The sequence below is a fragment of the Ravibacter arvi genome (assembly GCF_039540405.1).
GTDB classification, from domain to species: domain Bacteria; phylum Bacteroidota; class Bacteroidia; order Cytophagales; family Spirosomataceae; genus Ravibacter; species Ravibacter arvi.
The window spans coordinates 81072-106895 of the sequence record NZ_BAABEY010000001.1; the positions used below are offsets into that span (position 1 = coordinate 81072).

24 protein-coding genes and 1 tRNA gene are annotated in these 25824 nt (G+C 50.0%); 13 read left to right on the plus strand and 12 right to left on the minus strand.

All coding sequences use genetic code 11. From position 1 onward, the window contains the following. Window positions 1–5: 5 nt before the first annotated feature. From traN to ABD852_RS00335, 6 genes are read left to right on the plus strand one after another with little or no spacing between them, the layout of a single operon-like run. Window positions 6–827: a conjugative transposon protein TraN gene (traN, locus tag ABD852_RS00310; protein WP_345025988.1), complete on the plus strand. Its 822-nt coding sequence runs from the start codon at window positions 6–8 to the stop codon at window positions 825–827. Window positions 828–861: 34 nt separating this feature from the next. Further along, window positions 862–1692: a hypothetical protein gene (locus ABD852_RS00315; protein ID WP_345025989.1), complete on the plus strand. Its 831-nt coding sequence runs from the start codon at window positions 862–864 to the stop codon at window positions 1690–1692. Between the two features lie 45 nt (window positions 1693–1737). Next, a complete protein-coding gene (locus ABD852_RS00320) occupies window positions 1738–2586 on the plus strand; it encodes a hypothetical protein (protein ID WP_345025990.1) in 849 nt (282 codons plus the stop codon). A 3-nt stretch (window positions 2587–2589) separates the two neighbouring features. After that, window positions 2590–2928: a hypothetical protein gene (locus tag ABD852_RS00325; protein WP_345026258.1), complete on the plus strand. Its 339-nt coding sequence runs from the start codon at window positions 2590–2592 to the stop codon at window positions 2926–2928. Beyond that, window positions 2885–3148 carry a helix-turn-helix domain-containing protein gene (locus tag ABD852_RS00330; protein WP_345025991.1) on the plus strand — a complete coding sequence of 88 codons (264 nt, stop codon included), beginning with the start codon at window positions 2885–2887 and terminating at the stop codon, window positions 3146–3148. Before ABD852_RS00325 ends, ABD852_RS00330 begins: the two co-directional genes overlap by 44 nt. Window position 3149: 1 nt before the next feature. Further along, window positions 3150–3434, plus strand: coding sequence for a hypothetical protein (locus ABD852_RS00335; protein WP_345025992.1), 285 nt, complete (start codon window positions 3150–3152; stop codon window positions 3432–3434). 36 nt (window positions 3435–3470) lie between these two features. Here the strand turns inward: ABD852_RS00335 and ABD852_RS00340 are convergent, their stop codons facing one another. The 3 genes from ABD852_RS00340 to ABD852_RS00350 all read right to left on the minus strand — a co-directional run bounded on the left by ABD852_RS00340 (window position 3471) and on the right by ABD852_RS00350 (window position 5754). Further along, window positions 3471–4685, minus strand: coding sequence for a site-specific integrase (locus tag ABD852_RS00340; RefSeq protein WP_345025993.1), 1215 nt, complete (start codon window positions 4683–4685; stop codon window positions 3471–3473). A gap of 247 nt (window positions 4686–4932) precedes the next feature. After that, window positions 4933–5006 (minus strand) — tRNA-Arg (locus ABD852_RS00345). 109 nt (window positions 5007–5115) lie between these two features. Then, window positions 5116–5754 carry a hypothetical protein gene (locus ABD852_RS00350; RefSeq protein WP_345025994.1) on the minus strand — a complete coding sequence of 213 codons (639 nt, stop codon included), beginning with the start codon at window positions 5752–5754 and terminating at the stop codon, window positions 5116–5118. 143 nt (window positions 5755–5897) lie between these two features. On the opposite strand from ABD852_RS00350, the gene asnS reads away from it, so the two are divergent. Next, window positions 5898–7334: an asparagine--tRNA ligase gene (asnS, locus tag ABD852_RS00355; protein WP_345025995.1), complete on the plus strand. Its 1437-nt coding sequence runs from the start codon at window positions 5898–5900 to the stop codon at window positions 7332–7334. Window positions 7335–7509: 175 nt separating this feature from the next. Here asnS and ABD852_RS00360 read toward each other — a convergent pair whose 3' ends face one another. Together ABD852_RS00360 and ABD852_RS00365 are read right to left on the minus strand one after the other, a co-directional pair. Beyond that, entirely contained in the window at window positions 7510–9054 is a 1545-nt protein-coding gene (locus ABD852_RS00360) for a Do family serine endopeptidase (protein WP_345025996.1), read from the minus strand. Between the two features lie 174 nt (window positions 9055–9228). Next, complete coding sequence (locus ABD852_RS00365) at window positions 9229–9663, minus strand: Hsp20/alpha crystallin family protein (RefSeq protein WP_345025997.1); 435 nt, start codon at window positions 9661–9663, stop codon at window positions 9229–9231. 337 nt (window positions 9664–10000) lie between these two features. On the opposite strand from ABD852_RS00365, the gene ABD852_RS00370 reads away from it, so the two are divergent. The 3 genes from ABD852_RS00370 (at window position 10001) to ABD852_RS00380 (ending at window position 13605) form a co-directional block, all read left to right on the plus strand. Then, complete coding sequence (locus ABD852_RS00370; RefSeq protein WP_345025998.1) at window positions 10001–11251, plus strand: alpha/beta hydrolase family protein; 1251 nt, start codon at window positions 10001–10003, stop codon at window positions 11249–11251. 63 nt (window positions 11252–11314) lie between these two features. Continuing rightward, window positions 11315–11833, plus strand: coding sequence for a gluconate 2-dehydrogenase subunit 3 family protein (locus ABD852_RS00375; protein ID WP_345025999.1), 519 nt, complete (start codon window positions 11315–11317; stop codon window positions 11831–11833). 41 nt (window positions 11834–11874) lie between these two features. Further along, on the plus strand, window positions 11875–13605 hold the full coding sequence (locus ABD852_RS00380; RefSeq protein WP_345026000.1) for a GMC oxidoreductase: 1731 nt from the start codon (window positions 11875–11877) through the stop codon (window positions 13603–13605). Between the two features lie 68 nt (window positions 13606–13673). Here ABD852_RS00380 and ABD852_RS00385 read toward each other — a convergent pair whose 3' ends face one another. Beyond that, the gene (locus tag ABD852_RS00385; protein WP_345026001.1) at window positions 13674–14999 is read right to left on the minus strand and encodes an ABC transporter permease; all 1326 of its coding nucleotides are present in this window, start codon (window positions 14997–14999) and stop codon (window positions 13674–13676) included. A gap of 229 nt (window positions 15000–15228) precedes the next feature. On the opposite strand from ABD852_RS00385, the gene ABD852_RS00390 reads away from it, so the two are divergent. Beyond that, complete coding sequence (locus ABD852_RS00390) at window positions 15229–16533, plus strand: acetylxylan esterase (protein WP_345026002.1); 1305 nt, start codon at window positions 15229–15231, stop codon at window positions 16531–16533. A gap of 123 nt (window positions 16534–16656) precedes the next feature. On the opposite strand, the gene ABD852_RS00395 is transcribed toward ABD852_RS00390, so the two are convergent. From ABD852_RS00395 to ABD852_RS00410, 4 genes are all read right to left on the minus strand, one after another. Beyond that, entirely contained in the window at window positions 16657–16812 is a 156-nt protein-coding gene (locus ABD852_RS00395; protein ID WP_345026003.1) for a hypothetical protein, read from the minus strand. 12 nt (window positions 16813–16824) lie between these two features. Then, window positions 16825–17010, minus strand: coding sequence for a hypothetical protein (locus tag ABD852_RS00400; RefSeq protein WP_345026004.1), 186 nt, complete (start codon window positions 17008–17010; stop codon window positions 16825–16827). An 81-nt stretch (window positions 17011–17091) separates the two neighbouring features. Beyond that, window positions 17092–17706 (minus strand): YceI family protein, encoded by a 615-nt coding sequence (locus tag ABD852_RS00405; RefSeq protein WP_345026005.1) that lies wholly within the window; start codon window positions 17704–17706, stop codon window positions 17092–17094. A gap of 85 nt (window positions 17707–17791) precedes the next feature. Next, window positions 17792–18247: a MarR family winged helix-turn-helix transcriptional regulator gene (locus ABD852_RS00410; RefSeq protein WP_345026006.1), complete on the minus strand. Its 456-nt coding sequence runs from the start codon at window positions 18245–18247 to the stop codon at window positions 17792–17794. A gap of 124 nt (window positions 18248–18371) precedes the next feature. Between ABD852_RS00410 and ABD852_RS00415 the strand changes: the two genes are divergently transcribed. Together ABD852_RS00415 and ABD852_RS00420 are read left to right on the plus strand one after the other, a co-directional pair. Further along, window positions 18372–18950 carry a Maf family protein gene (locus ABD852_RS00415; RefSeq protein WP_345026007.1) on the plus strand — a complete coding sequence of 193 codons (579 nt, stop codon included), beginning with the start codon at window positions 18372–18374 and terminating at the stop codon, window positions 18948–18950. A gap of 5 nt (window positions 18951–18955) precedes the next feature. Further along, the gene (locus ABD852_RS00420; RefSeq protein WP_345026008.1) at window positions 18956–20482 is read left to right on the plus strand and encodes an alpha-amylase family glycosyl hydrolase; all 1527 of its coding nucleotides are present in this window, start codon (window positions 18956–18958) and stop codon (window positions 20480–20482) included. 84 nt (window positions 20483–20566) lie between these two features. On the opposite strand, the gene ABD852_RS00425 is transcribed toward ABD852_RS00420, so the two are convergent. After that, a complete protein-coding gene (locus ABD852_RS00425) occupies window positions 20567–22195 on the minus strand; it encodes a SusD/RagB family nutrient-binding outer membrane lipoprotein (protein WP_345026009.1) in 1629 nt (542 codons plus the stop codon). Between the two features lie 134 nt (window positions 22196–22329). Continuing rightward, complete coding sequence (locus tag ABD852_RS00430) at window positions 22330–25764, minus strand: SusC/RagA family TonB-linked outer membrane protein (protein ID WP_345026010.1); 3435 nt, start codon at window positions 25762–25764, stop codon at window positions 22330–22332. Window positions 25765–25824 lie beyond the last annotated feature (60 nt).

Genomic DNA, 25824 nt, shown 5'->3' on the forward strand with positions numbered 1-25824 from the left:
GCTGTATGAAACCTGTGATAGGAGTGATTTTGAGTATACTGTTTCTGGCTGAACATCTATTGGCTCAGCCGGTAACCGACATTGTATCCCTGCCTCTTCAGGTGGCGACTCATAAAACCAGCAACCTGATTTTTCCGGCCTCGGTAAAAAGTGTCGATAAGGGAAGCCGGGATATCCTGGCTCAAAAAGCCAAGGGGCTTGAAAACGTCCTTCACCTAAAAGCCGCCAGGGCCGGGTTTAAAGAAACCAACCTGACCGTCATTACCGATGATGGCAAGCTCTATGCGTTTACACTGACCTACCACGAACATCCGGATCCCTTAAATCTTAAAGTAGGAGTTACAAGTCACAAGTTTCCGGAAGCACTGTCTGAAAGGCCATCTGAGCGTGAATTGGAAGAGGCTGCGATGGCTGTTTCGGGTAAACCCACCTTTTTGACTGGCAAGCTTGATCAAAAAGACGGCGTACGTCTTCAGCTAGGAGGCATCTATGTCAAAGAGCAGGTCATGTACTACCAGTTTCTGATCCAGAATAATACCGCGCTTTCCTATGATTTGAGCCAGTTCCGCTTTGCCATCCGCGACAGAAAGCAGGCCAAACGAACCGCGATCCAGGAACAGGCCTTACCGGTTCTTTTCGCACTTGACAAAGCCGAGCGGATTCAGGGCGGTCAAAGCCAGCAAATCATCATCGCCTTACCAAAACGAACTATACCGGATAAAAAGATCTTGCTGGTTCAATTAATGGAAGAGAACGGCGGCCGACATCTTTCCCTCCGGCTTCACAACCGGCACCTGATCAAAGCCAGGCCGCTTGAAATGCACTGAAAACTAATTGCTAACCTATTAACTGCAAATCATCATGAACCAAAAGAATTTAGAGTACCTGGCAAGCCAGGTCAAATATTCCGGCTTTGGTACCAGCCATGAAGCAGCACTTGCCGAAAACATCAAAAGTGGCAAACCGGCTTTTACCTTGGAACATCAGGCAGTCTTCGGAGCAGATTTAGCAAACGCTACCTTACATTTTCAAAAGTCAAAAACGACCGATAATTATTTCTTTAACCACTATGAGCTGGAATTAAAGAAACAGGAGGGTAGTAGTCTGAAACAAACGTTTCAAATGGGCTATGACAACAATATCACCTTCAAGGAAGCGGCTAACCTGCTTGCCGGAAGGGCGGTTTTTAAAGAACTCGCCAAACTGATTGATACCGGTGAGAACGGGCAGAAACGCCTGGAGCCCAAAGGAGAGAAATACAACGCCTGGCTGCAGCTGGATTTTACAGATACCGACGCCCGTGGCAACTTCAAGGTTAAGCCCTATCATGAAAACTATGGCTTTAAGCTTGAAGAAGTACTTGCCCGCTACCCGATCAAGGAACTGGAAACGCCTGATTACAAAGCGCGCCTCATCGAATCGCTCCAAAAAGGAAATGTACAGTCAGTCACGTTCGTAATCGATGGAAAGGACGAGCGCCGGTTTATTGAGGCAGCTCCGCGTTTTAAGGCCATTAATCAGTACGATGAGAATATGGTTAGGACCAGCTTTAGCCGCCAGCAGAAAGAGGAGCAATCACAAGGAAAAGCCCAGCAGCAGGAAACTCCCGGCGGAAAAAAAGCCAAGGCAGAGAAACAGGATCAGGAGCCTGAGAAGAAACAGCGAAGCCGGAAAGCGAAAGGTATTGTTTAAGGTAAAGTTCATTCAATTATTCTCCACATCTAAACAGGCATAAAGATGAAAAAGTCGTCTGAAAATCGATATTCACGGCCTTTACAAGATTGGAAAGAAAGTCAACAGCGCCTGACCAACATCTTTTCTCCGGCCATTCTCAAGAGTGTTGCTCTTGAGAGAGAGGAGTTAGCTTTTCGTCAGGAGTTGCTAGCTCGATTCAGAACTCCCCGAAATCTGGAAGAACGTATTACCCGAAAGCTCCTAGCGCAAGAAAAGGATCAGCTCGAAAAGAAACTATATCCCAATCGAGTAATCCGGTTCTTGCGACAAGTATCGGTGTTCTTGGCAGAGCGATTCAATACAGGAACTTTTAATCGACAACAGCATAAAAAAGCCTCCCGGTCCCAATCTTCATTCCGTTCTCAGCAAGCATTAACCAAGCTAGTTGCTTCTCAGGTAAAACCAGCTTTGGTAAGAAATGAGACCCAGCAAGCATTTGTTGGACAGGAGAAATTTTCCGAAAGTCAACAAAAGAACCTGCTGGAAGGGCGAAGCGTGGAACGAAAGGGGCAATGGTACCGGCTGGACCTTGCTGACTCAGATACAAAAGGACGATTTGCGCTCAAATCGATTCCCACCGGATTTGATCTTGCTGCCAAGTTAGCAAAGTTTCCTTTTTCCATGCCGCCTCAAACTCTTGAAAAACTGCAGGCAGGCGAACAGGTTACGTTTAAGGTTCCAACACCTTCAGGGGAACAAGCGATATCCTTAAGGGCTAATCCAAGCATAAAAAGTCTCGATTTTTATGATCATCAGCAAAAACGGATCAGTATTAAACAGCTTCTAAGTCCGACGGACGCGCCCATACATAACATTGGCAGGCAAAGAAAAGCCCGCATGGCTGTGAGTTAAATCATGAATGCGCTCGAGCCATTTATCAAGTTTATGTCCGTGATACCGAATGATGCCCGTATCGGTACTACGCACATGGCGTTATATGTGGCTTTGTATGACCTCTGGCTTGAAAATAATCAAGTAGACTGCGTGGAGCTTACTGTTAGCCAGGTGATGAAAAGGGCGAAAATTCTCGCGCGATCCACTTTTGTGAGGGTAATGCGGGATTTACATGAGTGGGGATATTTGGTGTATCTGCCGAGTTACGACAATAGAGTAAAAAGCAAGGTATTATTAAAGACTAAAAACGATGGGGATGGAAATAGCGAGCAGACAGGATTTAGTCGAATTCAAAAATGAATTGCTGAGCGAAATAAGAATATTGCTTTCAGAAAAAAACGAGCAACCCTCTTCACGATGGCTTAGAAGTGCGCAAGTGCGACGGTTATTAAGTATCTCTCCTGGTACCTTACAGCAAATGAGGATTTCCGGAGAACTGAAGTACACCAAGGTCGGTGGCATTCATTTTTACCAGGCGAGTGATATTGAATCCATGCTACTCAAAAACCTGACCGAGTGATATGGAGCCAGTGCAAAACGAAAAAGTGCGATTAGAAATATGGTTGGACAGCCGCGTCAATGTCTGGCACTTGGGTTTGTACATGGTGTTTCTCTACCTATGGAATCAGAATAACCGACAAAACCCGATCACTATCTCCAGGCGGCGAGTGATGAAATTGGCTCGTTTTAAAAGTACCGCCACCTACCACAAATGCATCAAAGAGCTGATAGCATTCGGTTATATTGACTACGATCCGACCTATAACTACTATCGCGGTACGAAAGTGTTTTTAAAGAGGAGGTGAGATTATTTCACCTCCTCTTTAGTTACCTGTCAGGCCTTAAGAATACAGGGCTTTTATTTTCTTCATGTCCTCGCTGATCTTCTTATCCACCACCTTCGCATAGATCTGAGTTGTCCGGATATTGGAGTGTCCCAACATTTTTGAAACACTCTCTATAGGAACTCCGTTCGATAGGGTAACGGTTGTGGCAAAGGTATGCCTGGCGATATGAAATGATATGTTTCGATCAATACCGCAAACATCAGCGATTTCCTTCAAATAGGCGTTCATTTTCTGGTTGCTAAGGACAGGTAATAACTTGCCCGTGACAGCGCGCGATCGGTCGTCTTTATACTTTTCAATAATATCCAGCGCCATAGGTAACAGAAGTATCCGGGACTGTGTATCGGTTTTTTGTCGGTTGATGATCACCCACTGTTCATCATCTTGCCCTATGCGGATATCTGATACAGTTAATTTTTGCACGTCCACATAGGACAGGCCGGTGTAACAGCTGAACAGGAAAATATCGCGAACCTGCGTCAGGCGAGCAGTTGAAAACTCTTTGGCTGCAATTGCTTTAAGCTCTGTTTCCGAGAGAGCTTCCCGGTTGACTTCTTTTTTACGGATCTTGAAACCAAAAAAGGGGTCTTTCTGTAATTGCCCGGTCTTGATCAAGCCCAAAACGATCTTCTTGCAATAGACCAGGTATCGCATGGTGGTATTGTGTGCACATTTTCTCTCAGTCTTGAGCCAGAATTCGAAATCAGAGATGAACTCGTAATTCAGTTTACTAATGTCAATATCTTCTTTTTTGAACTTCCAGAATATGAAGTCTTTCGTGTGCTTGTAAGAGGCCTTGTACCGAAGAATGGTTCCTTGCGCATAGTCTTTCCCTTTTAGAGCAATCAGACGCTGGTTATGCTTGTCAAATTCTTTCAGAAACATCACTTCGTTTTCGGACTTCCCCGTTAGCAATGCTTTGATTGCTGAAATGGTTACCGGCTTTCCCATCATTACCAGATGGCGATGTATTTCGTGAAGTTTAGAATGAAGCTCGTCTAAATAGCTGTTAAGGCTACGTGCATCTTCACGGTGCCCGTTTCTTCGACCCGATGTCGAATTCCACTTTTCAGGCTCACAGACGCGTTTAGTAGCCAATTCGAACCGTCCACCATCCAACGTGACACGCAGATAAATAGGAAGTGGACCTGTTACATAATTGCTCCTTTTTTTGAGGTAAAAGAGCACAGAGAAACTGTTTGTTAACATAGCAACCTGTTTTATAAGTGTAAAACTACGATTGCATCCTTATGAAAAACAAGATGTTTTCCTCGTAAACATCTTTATATCAAAAAGTTACGAGGTTTCTGGTGAGCACTTTTTCCGAACCTACCTGCTCACCAGATGCTCACCAGAATTATGCGATTTTACGCATATTTTGATGTTTTTTAGTAAACAAAAAAGCCTGTAAATGTTTGATTTACAGGCTTTTAGTTGATTTTGATATTGTTCTAAGTGGTCTCGTAGGGATTCGAACCCCAAACCTTCTGATCCGTAGTCAGATGCTCTATCCAATTGAGCTACGAAACCGTTACGCTGTTGCGTTCCCGATGAACCCGATCACTTTTGATCCGGTCAACGCCTAAGCGTCGAATCGGACTGCAAACATAGAGGTTTTTGGTTTTTTCCGCAAGAGAAATTATAAAAATAATAATGCGCCCAGCCCGCAAATGAAGTTGCCGAGCAGGAATCCGGCTAGTACTTCGCTCATATTGTGTGCATTAAGCTGAAGGCGCGAAGCTGCCACCCAACCGGAAATAAGAACGGAGGCTAGCAGCGCCGGGAAAAGCGAAGGCGTGCCGAATTTTATAATTGCCATCAGCACGGTGCCGGTTACACCGCCAAGGCCAGTCATATGTGCGCTGATTTGCCAGAAATTGCTGATCAGCAATACGGCTGCAATGGAGATGGTAATGCTGCCTAAAACGACCCGCATCAGCGGCGCCAGCTCGGAGATCTGGTTAAATCGCCAGCCGAAAAAATAGGTAGCGGCCAGGTACGTCGCCAAAGTGATCAGAAAGGGGTATCTCCGCTCTTGCCGGTGCTGAAGCGTGAGGTCTTTTACCATTTTTAACTGAACCATGGCGTAAACACACAACGAAGGGAGCAGGAAGGTGTATACGAAAACCATCAGCAATAATACTAAAATCAGCTTGGGCGGATAGAAGTCAATTCCTGCATCAACGGGTGCCAGACCCAGTAAAAGCCCCAGCAAAAAGGTCGGCATCAGGAGCGGATGGAAGAGATAAGAGAGAAATTTTGCTACCCGTGTATTCAATTCTGCTCGACGATTTACTTTTTGGTATTGTGTATTGCAAATTTAAATCAATTTCCGGCATCGAATTTGTATTTTTGCGGTTCTATTCCCGGTGGTACCGGTTTGGTGCTGACCGGAAAGTGTAATTTATCTTACAAGTGTGTATGTCAAGGATTCAGATCAAAGACCTGTTAAAGCTTGAGCCGTCAGAACAGAGCGTGACGGCCAAAGGTTGGGTGCGTACCAAAAGGGAAAGTAAAAACGCAGTTTTCATCAGCCTGAACGACGGGTCTACCATTCATAATATACAGGCAGTTGCCGAGCCGGGCCAGGTTTCCGAAGAGATACTCCGCCTTTGTACCACTGGTGCCTGCCTGCGCATCGACGGCGCACTGGTCCCATCCCAGGGCTCCGGTCAGGCGGTGGAAATCCGTATTGCCCGGGTAGAAGTATACGGGGCTGCCGATCCTGAGGAATATCCCTTGCAGCCTAAAAAGCATTCGCTGGAGTTTCTGAGGGAAATAGGTCACCTGAGACCGCGTACCAATACGTTTTCTGCCATTCTCAGAATCCGCCACGCGCTGGCTTTCGCTGTCCATAAGTTTTATAACGACAACGGCTTTTTCTACCTGCACACGCCCATTATCACGGCTTCCGATGCCGAAGGGGCGGGGGAGATGTTCCGCGTTTCCACATTGGACGCCAGTAACCCCCCGCGTACCGAGGATGGCCGCGTCGATTTCAGCCAGGACTTCTTCGGAAGAGAGGCGAACCTCACCGTTTCCGGCCAGCTGGAAGGGGAGCTGGGCGCGCTGGCACTTTCCAAGATTTATACCTTCGGCCCGACTTTCAGAGCCGAAAATTCCAATACAACCCGCCATTTAGCTGAGTTCTGGATGATCGAGCCCGAAATGGCGTTCTTCGAGCTGGAAGACAACATGGACCTGGCCGAGCAGTTTGTAAAATATGTGATTGGCTATGCATTGGAACATTGTAAAGATGATCTCGACTTTCTGGAGAAAAGGCTACAGGAAGAGGAGAAAAACAAGCCCCAGAATGAACGTTCACTGCCGCTTTCGGAGAAGCTGAACTTTGTTGTGGGCAACCCGTTCGAGCGGATTACCTATACGGAGGCCGTGGAAATACTGCTGAAATCGAAGCCTCACAAAGAGAAGAAGTTCCAGTTCCCGGTGGAGTGGGGTATTGATCTGCAAAGCGAGCATGAGCGTTACCTGGTGGAGAAACACTTTAAGAAGCCCGTTATTCTCACCAACTACCCGAAAGAGATCAAGTCGTTTTACATGAAACTGAACGAGGACGGTAAAACGGTGCGGGCTATGGATGTGCTGTTCCCGGGGATCGGAGAAATTATCGGCGGAAGCCAGCGTGAAGAGAATTACGAAAAGCTGCTCGGCAGGGTAAACGAAATCGGCATTGACCCTGAAAACCTCTGGTGGTTCCTGGAAACCCGGAAGTTTGGTACCGCTCCGCATTCAGGCTTTGGTTTAGGCTTCGAACGGCTCGTGCTCTTCGTGACCGGTATGACCAATATCCGGGACGTAATACCCTTCCCGCGATACCCGAAAAGCGCAGAGTTCTAAAAAAGGAAAGAAGAGGGAATCCACGATTTCCCCGTAAAATCAAAAAAAACGGCCGCCAGCAGCAGTCGCTGAAAGTTTTCCGATTTCCGACCTCCGATTTCCGACTTCCGATTTCATAAAAAAAGACCGGGCTTGAGGTTTCCTCAAGCCCGGTCTTTTTTTATGAAAAATCCTTTTACAACCTGAATCCGAAGCTGTAAACATCGTAGGGTGCATCCAGTTCAAGACCCTCAAATTGTACCATTGAATCGGTTTTGCCGGCCAGTTCTTTTTCCAGCTCTTTCACAGATGTAACCGGTTTGCCGTTTACTTTGGTGATAATGAAGCCGGGGGCTATACCTACACGACCCAGCTTACCCCCTTGTACGTCGGTGATCTTTACACCTCCCTTAATGTTGTAGCGTTCGAGTTTCTTTTTCTCGGCGTCGTTCAGGTTGGTAAACTGCGCGCCGAGAGATTCCAGTGCAAGAGCGGACTCTTCACGTTTGATGACGCCTGATCCGCCTTCGCGGTTTTTCAGGGTGACATTGAAATCTCTTTCTTTGCCATCGCGGTTGACAGTCACATTTACTTTGTCGCCAGGTCTCAGGAGCCCGACGGTTTGAGTCAGTTCAGGTGTACTGCCTATTTTTTTGCCGTTAATTTTAACAATCACGTCACCCGGCTTTATACCTGCTTCACCTGCAGCGCTGCTGCTTTCCGCAAGCTCCCGCACCAGGATTCCTGATGAAACCTTCAGGTCTTTTTCTTCTGCAACGGTATTGTCTACCTCCTGCATCACGATGCCCAGGTAACCGCGCTGTGCGTTACCGAACTTGATAAGGTCGGTAGATACTTTTTTAACAATGCTGGACGGCACCGCAAACGCATAACCGGCAAAACTTCCGGTAGGGCTGGCGATGGCGGTGTTAATGCCTACCAGTTCGCCTTTCAGGTTCACCAGTGCGCCACCACTATTGCCGGGGTTCACCACGGCGTCGGTCTGGATAAATGATTCAATCGCATCGTTAAATTGCTGCTGGCCCTGGCCTTGTGCGCCCCTGCCGCGCTGGCGGCTCTGAGAGGAGCCGATAATGCCCAGTCCTCTGCCTTTCGCGCTAACAATCCCGGCAGTAACAGTTGATTCCAGGTTAAAAGGATTGCCTACCGCAACTACCCACTCCCCGACGCGGATCCCGTCTGAGTCGCCGAATGTGATGGAGGGCAGATTTTTGGATTCTACCTTGATAACCGCAATGTCGGTCGAGGGGTCAGTACCTACCAGCTTCGCCTTTAATTTGGTTTTGTCGTGAAGGGTTACCTCAATTTCCTGGGCAGATTCTACAACGTGGTTGTTGGTGACAATATAGCCGTCGTTGGTAATAATAACGCCCGATCCGGTGCCTTCTGATCGCCGCGGTGCCTGCTCATAGCCGCCTGAGCCGTCGCCAAAAAAGTCGAACATGTCAAAAGGCCAGCCTTGTTGCTGCCTGCCGCCGCCTTGCTGCCGGACCGAAGTGGATTTAATGTGTACCACCATCGGAGTCGACACTTCTGCAGCGGTCGTGAAATCTACGGGGCCCGCTATTCCGCCGGAGGTAAATCTCGCCAGCGGCGCTTCCGAAGCGTCTTTCAGGATAACTTCTTTGGAGTTGTCCTGAATGAAAAATTTATATCCGGCCAATGTAGTGGCCCCCGAAAGAAATCCCACCAAAGCGAGTACTTTCCAATTGTATTTCATACTCTAAACAGGGTTAAACTTTTATAATGAAACTTTTCAAATCTGGCCATGAAAGGTCGCGGACCGTCCATATTTCGAATTCAAAAAAAGAACGTACGAAAATACTAAACTATTCCCGTACGTTCCAGTTTTAACAAAATTTAACGTGCCCCGGGTTGCCGCCAGGTGGCCACCTTAAACGATTTCAATCTGACGGGGTGAAGCAGCAGCTTCGATTTCTTTCTTAGGAATCGAGATATTCAGGATTCCTGCATCGTAAGCGGCAGTTATTTTCGAAGCGTCAACAGTTTCGGGTAGAGTAAAAATGCGCTGAAAAGAATGAAAACTAAATTCCTTGCGGTTGTACTTCTCTTTCTTCTCTTCAGTTTCGCCCGCTTTTTCCGCCGATATTTTGAGTTGGTCGCCGTCGTGGCTGATTTTAAAGTCCTCTTTTTTTAAACCTGGCGCGGCGAGCTCAATGCGGTAGCCCTCCTCGGTCTCTACTATATTGACGGCCGGTTTGTGGCTTGAATGGTCGGACGGGAAAAGCTGGTCAAAAGTGCTCTTGCCAAAAACTGAATCAAATAAAGCGGGATAATAGGCTCCGTTTTTTCTAACTACTGTATTCATGATTTTGATGTTTGCGTATTGAATGATGAATGATTTGTGAAACGATTATTTCAATTGATGTACCAAACCGAAAATGACCGTGTTTTTGAGACAAAATGTCTTGATTTGCATGAATCTTTTGTTCCTTACAATGACAACTTGTCTCATTTTCGGCCTTTGCCGACTTTATCGCGTTTTTTATGACGAACGGAATAGATCACCTGGTGAGATAATTGAGTTAGATAAGTTGTCCGGATGACTTTTATAATAGGCCACCGCCGTAAACAACATACCTCACATCTCATAGCTCAAGTCTCATACCTACATGTTAAAGCGCGTTACCACTTGTTTGTTTTTTTTGGCTGCTCAGGCTGCATTTGCCCAGACCGGCACCAACTATGACGAGTCGAAAGTGAAACCCTATACCCTTCCGGCCGTTCTGGAGACTTTTTCAGGCGAAACGGTACGTACAAAGAAAGAGTGGGAGAAAAAGCGACGGCCGGAAATTCTGGAAGCATTCCGGCGGGAAGTTTTTGGCAGGGTGCCCGATAAAAGGCTTCCCGTCAGGTATGAGGTGATTTCGGAAGACGGACAGGCGCTCGGTGGTAAGGCGGTGCGCAAGGAAATCAGGGCCTGCTTTTCGGATTCCCCTTCGCAGTGCATGGCAATTTTGATCTATTTGCCTAAAAGTCCGCAACCGGTCCCGGTGTTTATGGGGCTGAATTTTGAAGGCAATCATACACTTTATAACGACCCCGGAATTGAGCTGAACCCGCGCTGGATGCGCCGTACGGATGTCCGGGGTGTAGTTAATCACCAGGCCACCGAAGCCAGCAGGGGTACCCTCTACGGGAGATGGCAATTGGAGAAGCTCATTGACCGGGGTTACGGCCTGGTCACCGTCTACCAGGGAGACCTGGAGCTGGACCGGAAAACCCGGTCGGGAGACGAAGGGATCCGCAGCCTTTTCCCCTCCTCCGGGCAGGGCGATGAGTGGGGAAGCATTGCGCTCTGGTCATGGGGGTTAAGTCGCGTGATGGATTTCCTTGAGAAAGATCCCGCGATCGATAAGAACCGGGTAGCGTTGGTCGGGCATTCACGCCTTGGGAAAACGGCGCTTTGGGCCGGAGCCCAGGATCAGCGCTTTGCTATGGTGATCTCCAATAATTCAGGGGAAGGTGGAGCCTCCCTGGCGAGAAGAAACTACGGGGAAACCATTGCGGACCTCAACAGGGCAGTGAGCTACTGGTTCTGCCCGAACTATAAAAAGTACAGTGAAGACCCTTCGCTCTTGCCCGTAGATTCGCATCTATTGATTTCACTGCTGGCTCCGAGAGCAGTTTATGTGGCCAGCGCAACAGCCGACCAGTGGGCGGATCCCAGGGGTGAATACGTGGGGGCCAGCCTGGCGGCGCCTGCCTACCGGTTATATGGGCTGAAAGGCCTGGACGACAAGGAAATGCCGCAACCCGAAACCCCTGTCAGTTCGTTGGCGGTAGGTTATCATCTCCGCACCGGAGAACATGATATTAACGCATACGATTGGGATAATTATCTCAATTTTGCTGACCGGTATTACCAGGCCGCCCGATTGTCGAAGCGGAAGTAACTCCGGATAATTTATTGTTTATTGCGTTTTAAAAATTTAAGCAGGTGTAAATTCACCAAAACTATGCGACGTAGAGAAGCAATCAGAACACTTACCGGGATCTTCGGTACCACCCTGCTGGTCCCTTCCTGGGCAAATGGCTGGAAGGAAAATCATTTCAGCAAGCCTTCTTTGTTAAGCGAACCGCAGAAACAGATTCTGACAAAGCTGGTAGATGCCATTCTGCCCAAAACCGACACGCCCGGCGGCAATGAACTGGGGGTGCAGGTTTTTGTGGAGCGTATGATCCAGGATTGTTTTGACGATTCAGTCCAAAACAGGTTCAGAAACGAACTGGATAAAATGGATGCGGCTGCCAGAGACTTACGGGGAAAGCGGTTTACCGAGCTGAACGCACCCGAGCGGCTCTCTATTATTAAATATTGGAGCAGCCAGAACGATACACCGGAAAAGGAGTTTGCCAGCTCGGTGAAAGGACTAGCGGTTCAGGGATATACCTCATCCGAATACTACCTGACGCAGGTGAGCAAGTATGAACTGGTTCCGGCCCGGTACCATGGCTGTGTAGATATTAATTCCTGAGCCGTTTTGACCAGGAAAGTAATTTGAAATAACGATACGACATGAATAAATTGGATTCAGTTCATTTCAATATCAATGGCGCCGCAGGACAGACTTTCGACGCCATTGTAATAGGGTCGGGAATCAGCGGCGGCTGGTCGGCCAAGGAGCTCTGTGACAAAGGGTTGAAAACCCTGCTGCTGGAGCGGGGGCGCAACGTGGAGCATATTAAGGATTATCCTACCACCAATATGATGCCGTGGGAGTTTGAGCACCGTGAGAAAATGCCCTTGGAAATAACGAAGGAGAACCCCATTGTGAGTAAGTGCTACAACTTCAAAGAATCGTCTGCACATTTTTTTGTAAAAGATAAAGAGCACCCGTATGTTCAGGAAAAGCCCTTTGACTGGATTCGCGGATACCAGGTAGGAGGGAAATCGCTGCTTTGGGCCAGGCAAACCCAACGCTGGTCAAAATACGATTTTGAAGGGCCTGCGCGGGACGGATTTGCCGTTGAATGGCCGATTTCTTACGATGACCTGGCGCCCTGGTACAGCCATGTTGAACGTTTTGCGGGCATCGCCGGCAATAAGGACGGCCTGGATGTGCTTCCGGACGGGGAATTTCTGCCTCCTCATGAACTGAATTGCGTTGAGCGACATTTCAGCGACCAGGTTGCCAGAAATTACGGTGGAAAACGGCATGTGATCATCGGGCGTTGCGCGCATGTTACGGAAGCAAAACCCATCCACCTGGACCAGGGCCGGGCGAAGTGCCAGCACCGTGTAATGTGTGAAAGAGGTTGCCCGTTCGGCGGCTATTTCAGCTCTAACGCATCGACCATACCCTGGGCAATGAAGTCGGGGAAGCTTACGTTAAAGCCCGACTCAGTCGTGCATTCCATTATCTATGACGACAAAAAAGGCAAAACGGTAGGGGTTCGGGTTATTGATGCGCATACACTCAAAATGACCGAATATTTCGCCCGGGTGATTTTTGTCAACGCCGCGGCCATGAATACCAATCTTATTCTGCTGAACTCGATTTCCTCGCGGTTCCCGAACGGGCTTGGTAACGACTCAGGTGTGCTCGGCAAATACATTGCCTTCCATAACTACCGGGCGCGTATCAGTGGCCGGTACAACGGGTACCTGGACAAGAAGACGGACGGCAGAAGACCGAATGGCGGGTATATTCCCCGTTTCAGAAACGTCTACAAACAGGAAACCGATTTCTTGCGCGGTTATGCGGCCGGCTTCAGCGCCTGGCGCAGTTCCGGCAACGATTCAAGCGGCTGGGGCGAAGATTTGAAAAAAGGTCTTCATCAAAATAAGTTCACCGACTGGGGCGTCGGTTCCCACATGATGGGTGAAACCATCCCGAAGGAATCCAACTATGTACGGCTCGATCCGCAATTAAAGGACCTTCACGGGATTCCGCAGCTCAGTTTTCATGTCGACTATGACGACAATGACGAGAAAATGGTGAAAGACTACCAGGAACAGATGACCGAAATGTTTGAAAAAGCCGGTTTTACAGACATCCGCGTGACCGACGGGCATGGCTACCCCGGACTTGATATACATGAAATGGGGGGCGTCCGGATGGGCAAAGATCCCAAAACATCTATTCTGAACGGCTGGAACCAGGTACATGCAGCCCCCAACGTATTCGTGACCGACGGCGCCTGCATGACCTCCACCTCCACGCAAAATCCGTCGCTGACCTACATGGCCCTTTCAGCCCGGGCAGCCGATTATGCCGCGAAGCAGTTGAAAAGGGGTGAGCTGTGAGGTATGAGTCTTGAGGTGTGAGCCTTGAGGTGTGAGACGCTCAAACCTCAAACCTCACAGCTCACCCCTCACCCCTTATAAAAAAGCCACTTCGTAAGCTCCTTGTAAGTAACCTTTTTACCGTACATCAGGATACCGACCCGGTAGATCCGGGACGCCAGCCACACCGTACCGATAAATCCTGCTACCAGGAGCCCCATCGAAAGCAGGATCTGCCAGGCCGGAACGCCGAAAGGAATTCGTACCATCATCACGATGGGCGAGGTAAAAGGAACCAGCGAAGCCCAGAAAACCAGGGGGCTATCCGGGTCGCGTATGGCCGTTTGCGCTACTACAAAGCCGAAAATAAGGGGTAGGGTAATCGGGAACACGAATTGCTGCGTATCCGATTCATGGTCTACTGCAGAACCTACTGCTCCCAGCAAGGCACTGTAAAGGAGATAGCCGCCTACGAAGTAAAAAAGAAATGACCCGATAATAAGGGGAATATTAAGGCTTTTGATCCCGTCTATCATGGACAGGGCCGGGTTGGCCTCCGTTTTCTTAATCTCCTGGCTAAGCTCCGGCGACGCTGCTGAAATTTGCTTTTCGGCAACTTCCTGCCGGATGCCTTCCAGCTTGTCTTTCATCAGGTATCCGGCGCCGCTTACCAAAAGTATGGTCAGTATTATCCAGAGAGCGAACTGTGTCAGTCCGACCAAGGCGACACCCACTATTTTGCCGACCAGTAATTGAAAGGGTTTTACCGACGAAATGATTACCTCTACGATACGGCTGGTTTTTTCTTCGGAAACGCTGCGCATAACCTGTGTGCCGTAAAGCAAAACGGCGAAATAGATAATCATGCCGCACACAATTGCGATGATCGTGGCCGCCCCGGAATTACTCTCCTTTTCCTGTCCTTCCTCGAGGCTTAGGGTCTGAGCCCGCACATTTACTTTCGAGTCCGACAAAATTTGCTGGGTAATACCCGCTTCTTTTAGCTTAATGTCTTCAATCTGGTTTTCAATGGCATTTTCCAGGCTCGATTTCAGTTCCAGGCTTACATTTTTCTTTGCATAAATTCTGACTTCCTTCGGATTTTCCATGACGTCGGCCGGAATATGCAGAAGGGCATTGCCGGTACCGCTATCGAAGTCCTTTTTTGCAGTGGCCAGGTCTCCGTCAACAAAAACAAATTCCAGCTGTTTCGAGCTCTTAAAGCCGTCTTTCATAAGATGGCTTTCGTCCAGCACCATAATTTTTTTGGTTTCGGTGCTCGAAACTGCCGTCCAGATAATACCTGCATAGAAAAGGACGAATAGCAGCGGAGTCAGGATGGTCATTACGATAAACGATTTCTTTTGCACCCTGACCAGGTATTCGCGCTTCAGTACAAGTAGGATATTTTTCATAGGTGTTTTGATGGCTTCAGCTGTTGGAAATTCAATTTTACGGATTTTTTGCTTCCGGAATGCCATCCAGGCGATATTAAGACCGGGAGAGGCCAGGGCCTCACTTCGTCCGGCGGCGTAGTCAATTCGAGGCCCGCTTGAAATATTAATTTCGGCAAACGTAGTAGCTCCGTCGGGGGAAGTCCTTTTTTTATGAGAACTACATGTGTGTCCTTATATTTTTAACAAAATGAAAAAACGAGTATTACTGGCGCTTGCCTGTTTTTTTGTAGGGTTTGTTCAATTGGCAGCCCAACCCGCGCAACAGTACGTCCAGGTGATTGTCGCCCCCGACCGGGCCGACTGGACTTACAAGACAGGTGAACCTGCGCGGTTCAATGTGTCGGTTTTTAAAGACGGTGTTCCGCTGAAAGGAGCAAGCGTGTCGTACGAGATAGGCCTTGAGAAGTTAAAACCTACCGAGAAAGCCACTAAGACCGCTTCTAACGGGACGTTAAGCCTTGAAGGAGGAACATTAAAAGTGCCCGGCTTTTTACGTTGCGTAGCGCAGGTAACCGTCGACGGCGTCACCTATCGTGGCCTGGGGACCGCCGGTTACAGCCCGGACAAAATTGTTCCGACTGTGGAGAACCCCGGTGACTTTGACGCTTTCTGGCGTACGGCGAAACAGGAGCTGGCGACCATTCCGCTTGATGCGAAAATGACCCTTATGCCCGAAAGGTGTACCGAGAAAGTGAATGTTTATCATTTGAGCCTTCAGAATTTCAAGATCGGTAACCGGCTGTACGGTATCCTCTGCGTGCCGAAAGCGCCCGGGAAGTACCCGGCTCTGCTGCAGGTGCCTGGTGCGGGCGTGCGCGGTTATGCCGGTGATATTGCCAACGCCGAAAAGGGAATTATAACGCTGCAGATCGGGATCCACGGAATACCGGTGGATTTGCCCGCGCAGGTGTACGAAGATCTCCGCCAGGTAGCGCTGAATGGTTACAACACCTACAACATGGACGACAAGGACCGGTTTTATTTCAAACGCGTGTACCTGGGCTGCGTCCGGGCCAACGATTTTCTGACCAGTATGCCCGAATATGACGGACAGAACCTGGCCGTTACCGGCGGAAGCCAGGGTGGGGCGTTGTCGGTGATTACCGCTGCACTCGACAGCCGCGTGAAGCTGCTGGGAGCTTTTTACCCGGCGTTGAGTGATGTAACCGGCTATCTACACGGGCGTGCAGGCGGTTGGCCACACTACTTCACGGAGCAAAATCTTGCCTACAACAATACGAAAGCAAAACTGGAAACGCTGCCCTACTATGACGTAGTCAACTTCGCCCGGCGCGTCAAAGTACCCGGCTATTACTCATGGGGGTATAACGACGAAACTTGCCCGCCGACTTCCATGCACGCGTTTTATAACGTAACGACAGCGCCGAAAGAGCTTTTTCTGGCCTATGACACCGGGCACTGGATGTACCCCGAACAGCGGAACAAAATGAACAATTGGTTAGTGTCGCGGTTGAAGAACGGCGGGAAGTAACCGGTTGGGTAGTGGGGGTGATGTGACCCATCGTCACCTCGACAGAAGCGCAGCGGAACGGAGAGATCTCCCGTTTCTGACGGATTTCCCTCTTGGGAGATCCCTCGGTTCCACTGCGTTTCGCTACCATTGACAACACGATGGATGGCGCCGCTCCAACCGGAGGGTCATCCCGACCGCAGTGGAGGGATCTCCCGCTCCCCGTGCCCAATCCCTTTCAGAGGACTTTTTTCTTGCAACAGGAGATCCTTCGACTCCGCTCCGCTTCAGGATGACCATCCGGCAGATGCGCTACCATTGACAACAACAGGTTTGGCGCCGCACCAACCGGAGGGTCATCCCGACCGCAGCGGAGGGATCTCCCGCTCCCCGTACCCAATCCCTTTCAGAGGACTTTTTTCTTGCAACAGGAGATCCTTCGACTCCGCTGCGCTGCGCTTCAGGATGACCGTCCGGGTGGTAGCCTCTGGCTACCATTGACTACCGTTGACAATATCTATTTGTCACCTCCGCTACAAGGTGTTTTCGCAAAAAACTTCTTTCTCGGAATGACCTGTTTTACCTGGAGGCAACTACCTTGAAATCGAGGGTAAACTCATCGTAGATCAACTTGTCTGCAAGCGCAGAAGGGTCTAGCACAGACTTTGACCTGTACTTGATCCCATACTGGATCCGGTCAACAGAAATCGTACCGACTGCTTCTAACTGGCTGTCTTTAGCGTTAATAGCAGCAGGAAAAGTAATAGGCTTGGTGATGCCTTTAATGGTAAGGTCACCGGAAATCTCCAATTGCCCTGCCTTACCGGGCTTGGAGCCAGTAATGACCAAACGGGCTTCCGGGAAAGCCTGGGTGGAGAAGAAATCATCGTTTTTCAAGTGATTGGTAAGGCGCTCTTTCCTGCCTGCATCTTCGATATCTTCTACCGCGATAGAATTCATGTCAATCAAAACACTTCCTGAAGAAATTGTTTTGCCGTCGAACTGAAAAGAGCCGCTTGAAATCCGAATGTTGCCGAAATGTCCCCCTTTAATGCTTTTGGCAGTCCACTTAACAGCGCTTTTTTGCGTGTCGACGGTAAAGTTGTCTTTGGGTTTTGCAGGAGGTCCGGCCAGGGTAAGGACAGGCAGAAACATGGCCAGGAAACTCAAAACGAAAAGAGCATTTTTTTTCATAGGTAATTCGAAATTTGCTTGGAAGAAATTGAACAGCAATAGTTAATATTACAAAAAATGAAAGGAGTTGGCGCAATCTCTCTTTTCAGGCGCCCCCCCGCATACGGTCCAGTAGTCCGCTCAGCTTTTCGACCTCTTCAGGCTCGACTTGATGGAGCAGGGCTTCGAGCGAAATCACCAGCGGCGTAGCTCTGGAAAGTAGTTCAATGCCCGCCTCGTTGATGACGATATCGACGGCCCGTTTGTCGTCCCGGGAAATTTTTTTATCCACCCACTTTTTCAACACCAGTTTATCAATCAGTCGCGAAGTGTTCGATGTTTTATCCAGCATTCGCTCGCTGATATCCTGAACACGCATGGGCTCGGGATATGAACCTTTCAAAATCCTGAGCACGTTGTACTGCTGTGGTGAAAGGTCAAGCGGGCGAAGGATTTCGATTTGCTTGTTCATCAGCCAACTGGCCGTATAAGTAATGTTTACAATGATCTTGTGGTAAGGGTTCGTAAATTTTTTTTGCTTAATGGCTTTCTCGATTGACATCTGTATGAATGATTTCTATTAACTTAATCAAGTGTTGTGTCTGATTTTATAAGGAGCTTATGGCTAATGGCATCTTATGCAAAAAGTCTTTCAATTCCTATTAAACTACGAAGATAATTCCTGAATGATTAAATTGACTAAGAAAATTTTGCTGGCTTCCAATTCGCCTCGTCGTAAGGAACTTTTGTCCGGGCTTGGTTTCACTTTTGAAGTGTGCGCGCCGGATGTGGATGAGGATCACCGGGGCATAGCTCCGGCTTCTGTATCTGCTTTTTTGGCGGAGAAAAAAGCCAGGGCTTTTAAGCAAACGGGCGAAGATGAGTTGGTGCTTGCGGCCGATACGGTGGTCGTCCTGGAAGATTCTGTTCTCGGTAAACCCGCAGACCGCCGGGAGGCAATCGACATGCTTCGGCGGCAATCGGGCCGTGTCCACCGGGTTTATACCTCGGTTTGCCTGAAAAACCAGGACAATTACCATACGGTGACGGATGTGGCCGAAGTGGTATTCCGCAGTTTGTCGGAAGAGGAAATCAAATACTACGTAGATACTTTTCAGCCTTTTGACAAGGCGGGCGCTTACGGAATACAGGAATGGATCGGTATGGCCGGAGTGGAGCGGATCAACGGTTCATTTTATACAATTATGGGGTTGCCGACCCACTTGGTTTATGAAATGCTGCAACCCTGGTTGCCCAAAACCTGATTCCTATGCAGGACTACCCGCGGGTTTGCTACGAAATTTTTGTCCGGTCTTTTTCAGATTCGAACGGAGACGGTATTGGCGACCTGAACGGAATTATCAACCAAATGGGCTACCTGGCCGGGTTGGGAATCCAGGGGATCTGGATTACACCGGTTCAGCCCTCTCCCAGCTATCATAAATATGATGTTACCGACTACTGCGGGATAGACCCCGAGTTTGGTACACTGGACGATTTTCGTCGCCTGCTCTCCGTAGCACATGCAGCCGGTATCCGGGTGTACATGGACCTGGTTATTCATCATACCAGTATTCGCCATCCCTGGTTCAAACAGGCGGCCGGTAACCCGGGATCCTCTTACAGGCCCTATTACCGCTGGATGTCGGATGAGCTGATTGATGCGATGGGCCTTAAGGAACGCGCGCTGACGGAAGACGCCCATACCATTAATCCCTGGCACCGGGTGCAAGGCGACCGGGAGCGGTTTTTAGGAATATTCAGTCGCGAAATGGCTGATCTGAATTTCGATGAGCCCCGCCTGAATGATGAAATAGATGCTGTGGCGCGTTTCTGGCTGAAAGAGATAGGCGTGGACGGCTTCAGGCTGGACGCCGCGAGGCACATTTACCCGGATTGGGAAAAGGAAAAAAATCCGGTCTTCTGGACGGGATTTGCACAGCGTGTGGCTGCCATTAAGCCGGACGCCTATCTGATAGGTGAGGTTTGGGCAGAAACGGAAACGGTTGCACCTTTTTTTCGTGGCCTGAATGCCAATTTTAATTTTGATGCCTCCTTTAAAATTGAAGCAATGCTGATTTCGGAGCGACAGGATCGGTTTATTCCCTGGCTGATTCGGCAACGTGAAGTGTTTGCGGGCCACGCTGCGGGGTTTGTCGATGCGGTCATGTTGTCCAATCATGACCAGCAACGGATAGGAAGCACGCTTTCCGGGAATACCGCAAAGTTGAAATTGGCTGCAGCCATCCTGTTGACATTGCCTGGTCAGCCTTTTTTGTATTACGGCGAGGAAATCGGGATGCTGGGCCGGAAGCCTGATCCCGCCATCCGCGAGCCTTTTTTATGGGGGGAACCACCAATAGAAACGACGTGGCGGCGGGCAGTCTACAGCAAAAAAGAACGGGTACAGCCACTCAGCGATGCGCTCAGGCACCCGGCTTCTTTGTTTTACGTATACCGGGCACTGATCAGGCTTCGGAACGAATCCGTAGCCATCGGCCAGGTTCAGTTCAACGAAATCCGGGAGTTTTGCCCCGAAAGACCCGAGCTGCTTACCTATATAAGGGGAAGCGGAGAGGATGCCTGCCTGGTGGTGCACAACCTGACCGCCCGTTACCAAACGCTCTCATTGACGCATGATATAGTGAGATATGGCATCGTACGCTATGTCACACACACGGCTTTTTCTTTGAAGGCAGGTGTGCTGAGGCTGGGTAAGTACAATTCGGTGGTCCTTACACAGGTCGCCGGCAATATCGGGCAGCCTGAAACAGAAGTCTCCCCGGCGCTAAGCTGAATTCTGTAACGGAAACAGCGTTAAGCCGGGGAGACTTCATGATTTGCTCCGCTATTAAATCACGGCAAGCGGAGGGAAGCCAGGTTACCAGGGTTTACCCGTGCCTTGCAGTACCCAGGGTTTCGACCAGGCGCTATTGGGACCGTCGGGATTGGTATAGGGCGTTTCCTCAAGCCTTTTCAGGGCTTCATCCACATTGGGTTTGTTGAGATTCTGCTCGTCGCGCATGTAATAGAACCGCACCGGCGGGACCTCTCTTTTCGCCGCGGAGCCGACGGTCAGCTTCGGGAAGCCGGTTCTTTTGTAGTCGGCCCAGGACTCAATGGCCGCCTGCCAGCTTGCGATCCATTTTTGTTCAATGATTTGCTGCTGGGTCCCTTTGAAGGCTACGGCCGGCTGTGCGATAAAAGCGTCGAACTGCGCGCCGACGCCCCACGTTTCCAGGGACTGCCGGATGGCTTCCTCGTAATAGGCCTCTGCGGACTTGCCGACGGACCAGTTCTTCAGGGCCGCTTCTGCGAGAATAAAATTGACCTCTGAAGCAGAAAGCAGCCGCGACTTCAGCAAGGGGCTGTTAAATACGCGGTACATATCGCTTAGCCACGAGACATGCGGGTTGTTGGAAGCCTGGTTGGGGTCCGGGCTCAGGTTGTACACAGCCGGCGCCATGTAGGCCGGGGGAATCCCGACGTAATCCCTGTTCTGGTTGAGCTCGCTTATCGGGATGTTTTTGGCGGCCAATACATCGGGTGAAATGTACCGTACCCCGTTGACAATGGCATCGGTGCCGGCGGGCAAGCTATCGCGAACCGCAATCGGGATCTGCACTTTCTTAGCCCAGACACCCAGCCGTGGATCTTTTCCGGCGCGCATTGCCTCGACCAGGGTGGCGCACATTTTCACCCGGCGGTAAGTGCTTTCCGAAACATCAAATACGGGCGTCCATGAGGGCATGTTGCAATCGTCCTGCGCGCTTAAAATTAACGGGTATTGCTGTGGGTTGGCCAGCATTTTCTCGATCTCCGTTTTGGCCAGATCAGGCTTTTTCTCGGAAATACGCATCAGGTAGCGCAGTCGTAACGAGTTGGCCAGCTTGCGCCATTTGGCGGGATCTCCTTTGTAGTACATATCTACCGGTTCAATCGTGCTGTTGTACTCCGCTTTGCTTTTGGAGAGAATTTGGTTGGCCTCTTCCAGGTCTTTGAGAATACCGGTATAGATATCCTCCTGCCTGTCAAATTTCGGAAAAGTATACCGGTCGCCCCCCAGTTCTCCGCTGACGCCCTCCGCATAAGGCGCGTCGCCGTACAGGTCCGTTATCAGGCCGAATACCATGGATTTCATCACCAGGGCGACCCCTTGCTGCAAAGGATAGCTCAGTTCCGTCGAACGGTCATATACAAACTTTGTATTCCGTAAAATACCGTAGTAACCACTCCAGTCATTGCTCGCCCCCCAGTCATATTCATTGTGCGAAGAGCCCCACCCGTCTTTTTGGGTGTGCTGCATCACCCCGGCCAGGTCGCCGTACCCCAGGTTGGTAATCGTCATCCCGGTCGCGCTCAGGACATTGGCCAGAACGGCATTCGGGTTGGCCGTTTTGGGGTCAATCCCGTTAGGGTTGCTGTTCAGATCGACCAGGTAGTCCTGGCAGGAGGTAAGCGTGGCAGCTGACAGCACCAGCGAAACAAAAATTGATTTTATGTATTTCATATGAATAAAGATTGTGAAGTGCAGCACTGAGCCGTACTGCAGGCCGAACCAGGCGCTCCGCAGCGGCGAACCGCCAGCGCACTGCTCATAGCCCGAACCTCAAAGCTCATCACCAACACCTCAGCCCTCATGACTTATAGCGTTAAATTGACTTTAAAACCGATGGGCGCAACCCAGGGCGTTACGTTGTAACGCTCTACTCCCTGCATGAACTGCGTTCCGCCTCTTGCCGATGTCGAAGGTTGGAAAGCCCGCTCCGGATCAATATTGATTTTCGCTGCTGTCCATAAAATAATGTTCCGGCTGAAGACACCGATGTTGATATTGCTGATCCCGATTTTTTGAGTGTACCGCCCCGGAACGTCATAGCTGAGCGCCACTTCTCTCAGCTTCAGGTAGGAGGCGTCGAACAAAGACGCTCTTGCAAAGCTCCAGGTCGTTGCCAGCGCAACCGGCAGGGTAAGGGTCTTACTTCCTATGTCTTCTCCCAGGTTTTCAACATATTCAGGCGTGCCGTCAGGGTTTTTCCCTACTTCTCTCACGCCCGGGATAAAGACCCCGCCGTAAGGCAATCGATAGGGGCCATAGGCAAAGGCATACCCGTTGTCATAGGGGCCGTGCCCGCCGACAATGGGGAAGTTATTCCCGCTGGACCGGATCATCTCATCCTGGTTCGCGACCAGATGGTCCCTCAACTCACGGCCGCTGAGGCTACCCGGATTGATCATCTTATCCAGGAAAAGCTGCGAACGCCCGTGCTCCTCGCTATACCGGTAGGTTTGCGACACAAAGTCCCCGCCATTGCGCCAGTCGAAAGAAAGGGCGAGGTTGAACCCTTTGTAGCGGATGGAAGTCTGGGCGCCGAAGATGAATTTCGGGTTATAGTTGCCTACTTTATTGCGGGTATTTTCGGCGCCTATGGCTTGCCATTTCCCGGTGCGGTCCAATACCGGGTATCCGTAGTAAGGCGAATTGGGATCCTCGACGGTTACCAGCTTGGCATCGTAAATATCGCCCATCTGCTCGCCTACATAAGTCCACGATCCCCCTCTGGCCTCATTCCACATGACGAAATAGGGCAGGTTGTCGGATAGTTCCACCAGCGTGGTCCGGTTCCGGGTGAGGTTCATGTTGATGTCCCAGGTCCAGGATTCGCTCTTGACGGGCGTCAAACCCAGGGTAAGCTCTATCCCCTTGCTCCGCAATAGTCCGGCGTTGATATTTTTTTCGGTATAGCCCGACGACGGCGGCATCTTGGTGTTGAAGATCTGGTTTTTGTTGTCCACCCGGTAATAGGTACCGTTGAAGCGGAGACGGTTGCCGAACATCTGGTAGTCCAGCCCGATTTCATAAGAACGGGCTATTTCGGGCTTCAGTTGCGGATTGAGCAGGATCGGAGAGGTCGATTGCTGCGGAATACCGTTGAAAGTGCCGGCGTTGTTCAGAGAAGCGATCAATTGGTAAGGACTGGTGTCATTTCCTACTTCGGCTATTCCACCTCTCAGTTTAAGCAGGCTGATATTCTTTGATAGCGGAAGCATTTCGTTCAGCAGCATGCTGAGCGAAGCAGCGGGGTAGAAATAGCCCTGTGCCCCGGGCAGGGTACTCGACCAGTCGTTCCGGCCTGTGACCTCCATGAAGATGCTGTTCCGGTAGCCGACGTTCACGATTCCGTACAAGCTGTTGACCGCTTTCCTGCTGGAGGAACTATTGGCTACCAAATTTCCTGTCGCGATGTTGTTCAGGGTGTATACGCCCGGCGAGATTAGCCCGTTTATCGACGACTGGTTGGCATTGAATCCCTGGTAATACCGATGGTTTCCACCGCCTGAGACATTCAGGGAGAAATCTTTCAGGTTCTTTTTGTAATGCAGCAAAAAATCGGCGTTATTCTCAAAGCTGTTGATATTCATCAGGCCATAGCCGCCGTAAGGATCGCCGGTATAGCTGGTACCCAGTTTGGTCTCGCGTTTGTCAGCAAGGTTATCCAGGGCGTAACGCAGCATCAGGGAAAGATCCGGCAAAATCTGCCAGTCGGCTTTTATATTACCAAAGACGCGATCCCGCGTAAATCCGTTGTTGATTTCATAGGCCAGGAAATAAGGATTGTTGTACGTTTTATTTTTCTGGTCCCAATCCTGTGTCCGCTGTTGCAGCCCTTCTTTACCCGGCATCCAGTAATCCCGTAGGTCGCGGATATCGGTACTTGAATTTACTTCATAGGCCCACTGCATGGGGTTGGCTCCGCGCTCCCCGGCCGGGCGGTTCCTGGCGCCGTTGCGGCTCAGATCGATATTGGTGCTGATCCTGAATTTCTTGCTCAGGTTCAGGATGGTGTTCAGGTTTACGGTGGTGTTGTTCAGGTCCGAGTTCGGGATAATCCCGGTATGGCGCATGTTGGACAGGGACAGGCGATAGCTGCTGATGCCGTTGTTATTGGCGACCGATACGGCATTCTGGAAAGTAATGCCGGTTTGAAAGAAGTTTTTGGCGTTATCGGGGTGTGACACCAATGGGGTTTTGATTTGCTTTCCGTTTGCATCAAACGGGCTGTTCCATTGAACTTCTTCGTAGCCTTTGTCCAGCTCCGCTCCGAACGCTGTTCCCATATAATCAAATACCAGGCGGTTCTCCGGGTTGGTAGCCGGGTTATTGGAGACACTCGCCGGTTGATAAGACAGCAGGCCGGCGCCGAAACGGTTGTGCTGTTTCAGAAAAGCGTAAGGCTTATCAAAGACCACGCTTGAGCTGACGTTGACCGTTAATTTGTTTACGTTGGCGCCGGTCTTTGTCGTAATCAGCACGACGCCGTTGCCTGCCCTGGAACCGTACAGCGCCGCGGCACTTGGTCCCTTCAGGATGGTGATGTTTTCAATATCATTGGGATTCAGGCTGGAAATCGCATTGCCGTAGTCTACCCGGTTGTCATTTCCGTTTACCTGGCTGACGTTGTTCAACGTATTCGCTAACGGGACTCCATCAACGACGAACAAAGGTTGGTTGTCATTGTTCAAAGAATTTGCGCCGCGGATGACCATGCTCACCGACGACCCGGTCCCCCCGGTAGAACTGATGGTAACCCCGGCGACCTTCCCGGCCATCCCGGTCAAAACGTTTTCGTTGACGACCCTGGTCAGGTCGGGGCCGTTTACTTTTCCGACCGAATACCCTAACGAGCGTTCCTCGCGCTTGATCCCGAGCGCAGTTACCACTGCCTCCTGTAAGTTTTCAACACTCTCTTCCAGCTTGACATCGATCATGGAAGCATTTCCGACCATCAATTCCTGAGTCTGGAAGCCGATATAGGAAAAAACCAGCACCTCCCGCCCGCTATCCACCGTAATCGAATAGGCGCCGTCGGTATTGGTAGTGGTTCCCCTGGAAGTACCCTTTACCAGGACATTCACACCGGGAAGCAGGGTACCGTCGACCGCGGACGTTACCTTCCCGGTGATGGTTTTCGCTGAACCCGGCAATCCGGTATTCAAGGCATTCCCCGCCATCGGCCTCATAAATCCCCCTGTAAGGACCAGGAAGAAAAGCCAGTGCTTGCTAAAATTTCCAATCATAAGTTATTGTGTAGGTTTAAGTGAATAAAGGCTGTTTCACGTCATTAAGCCATAAGAGGG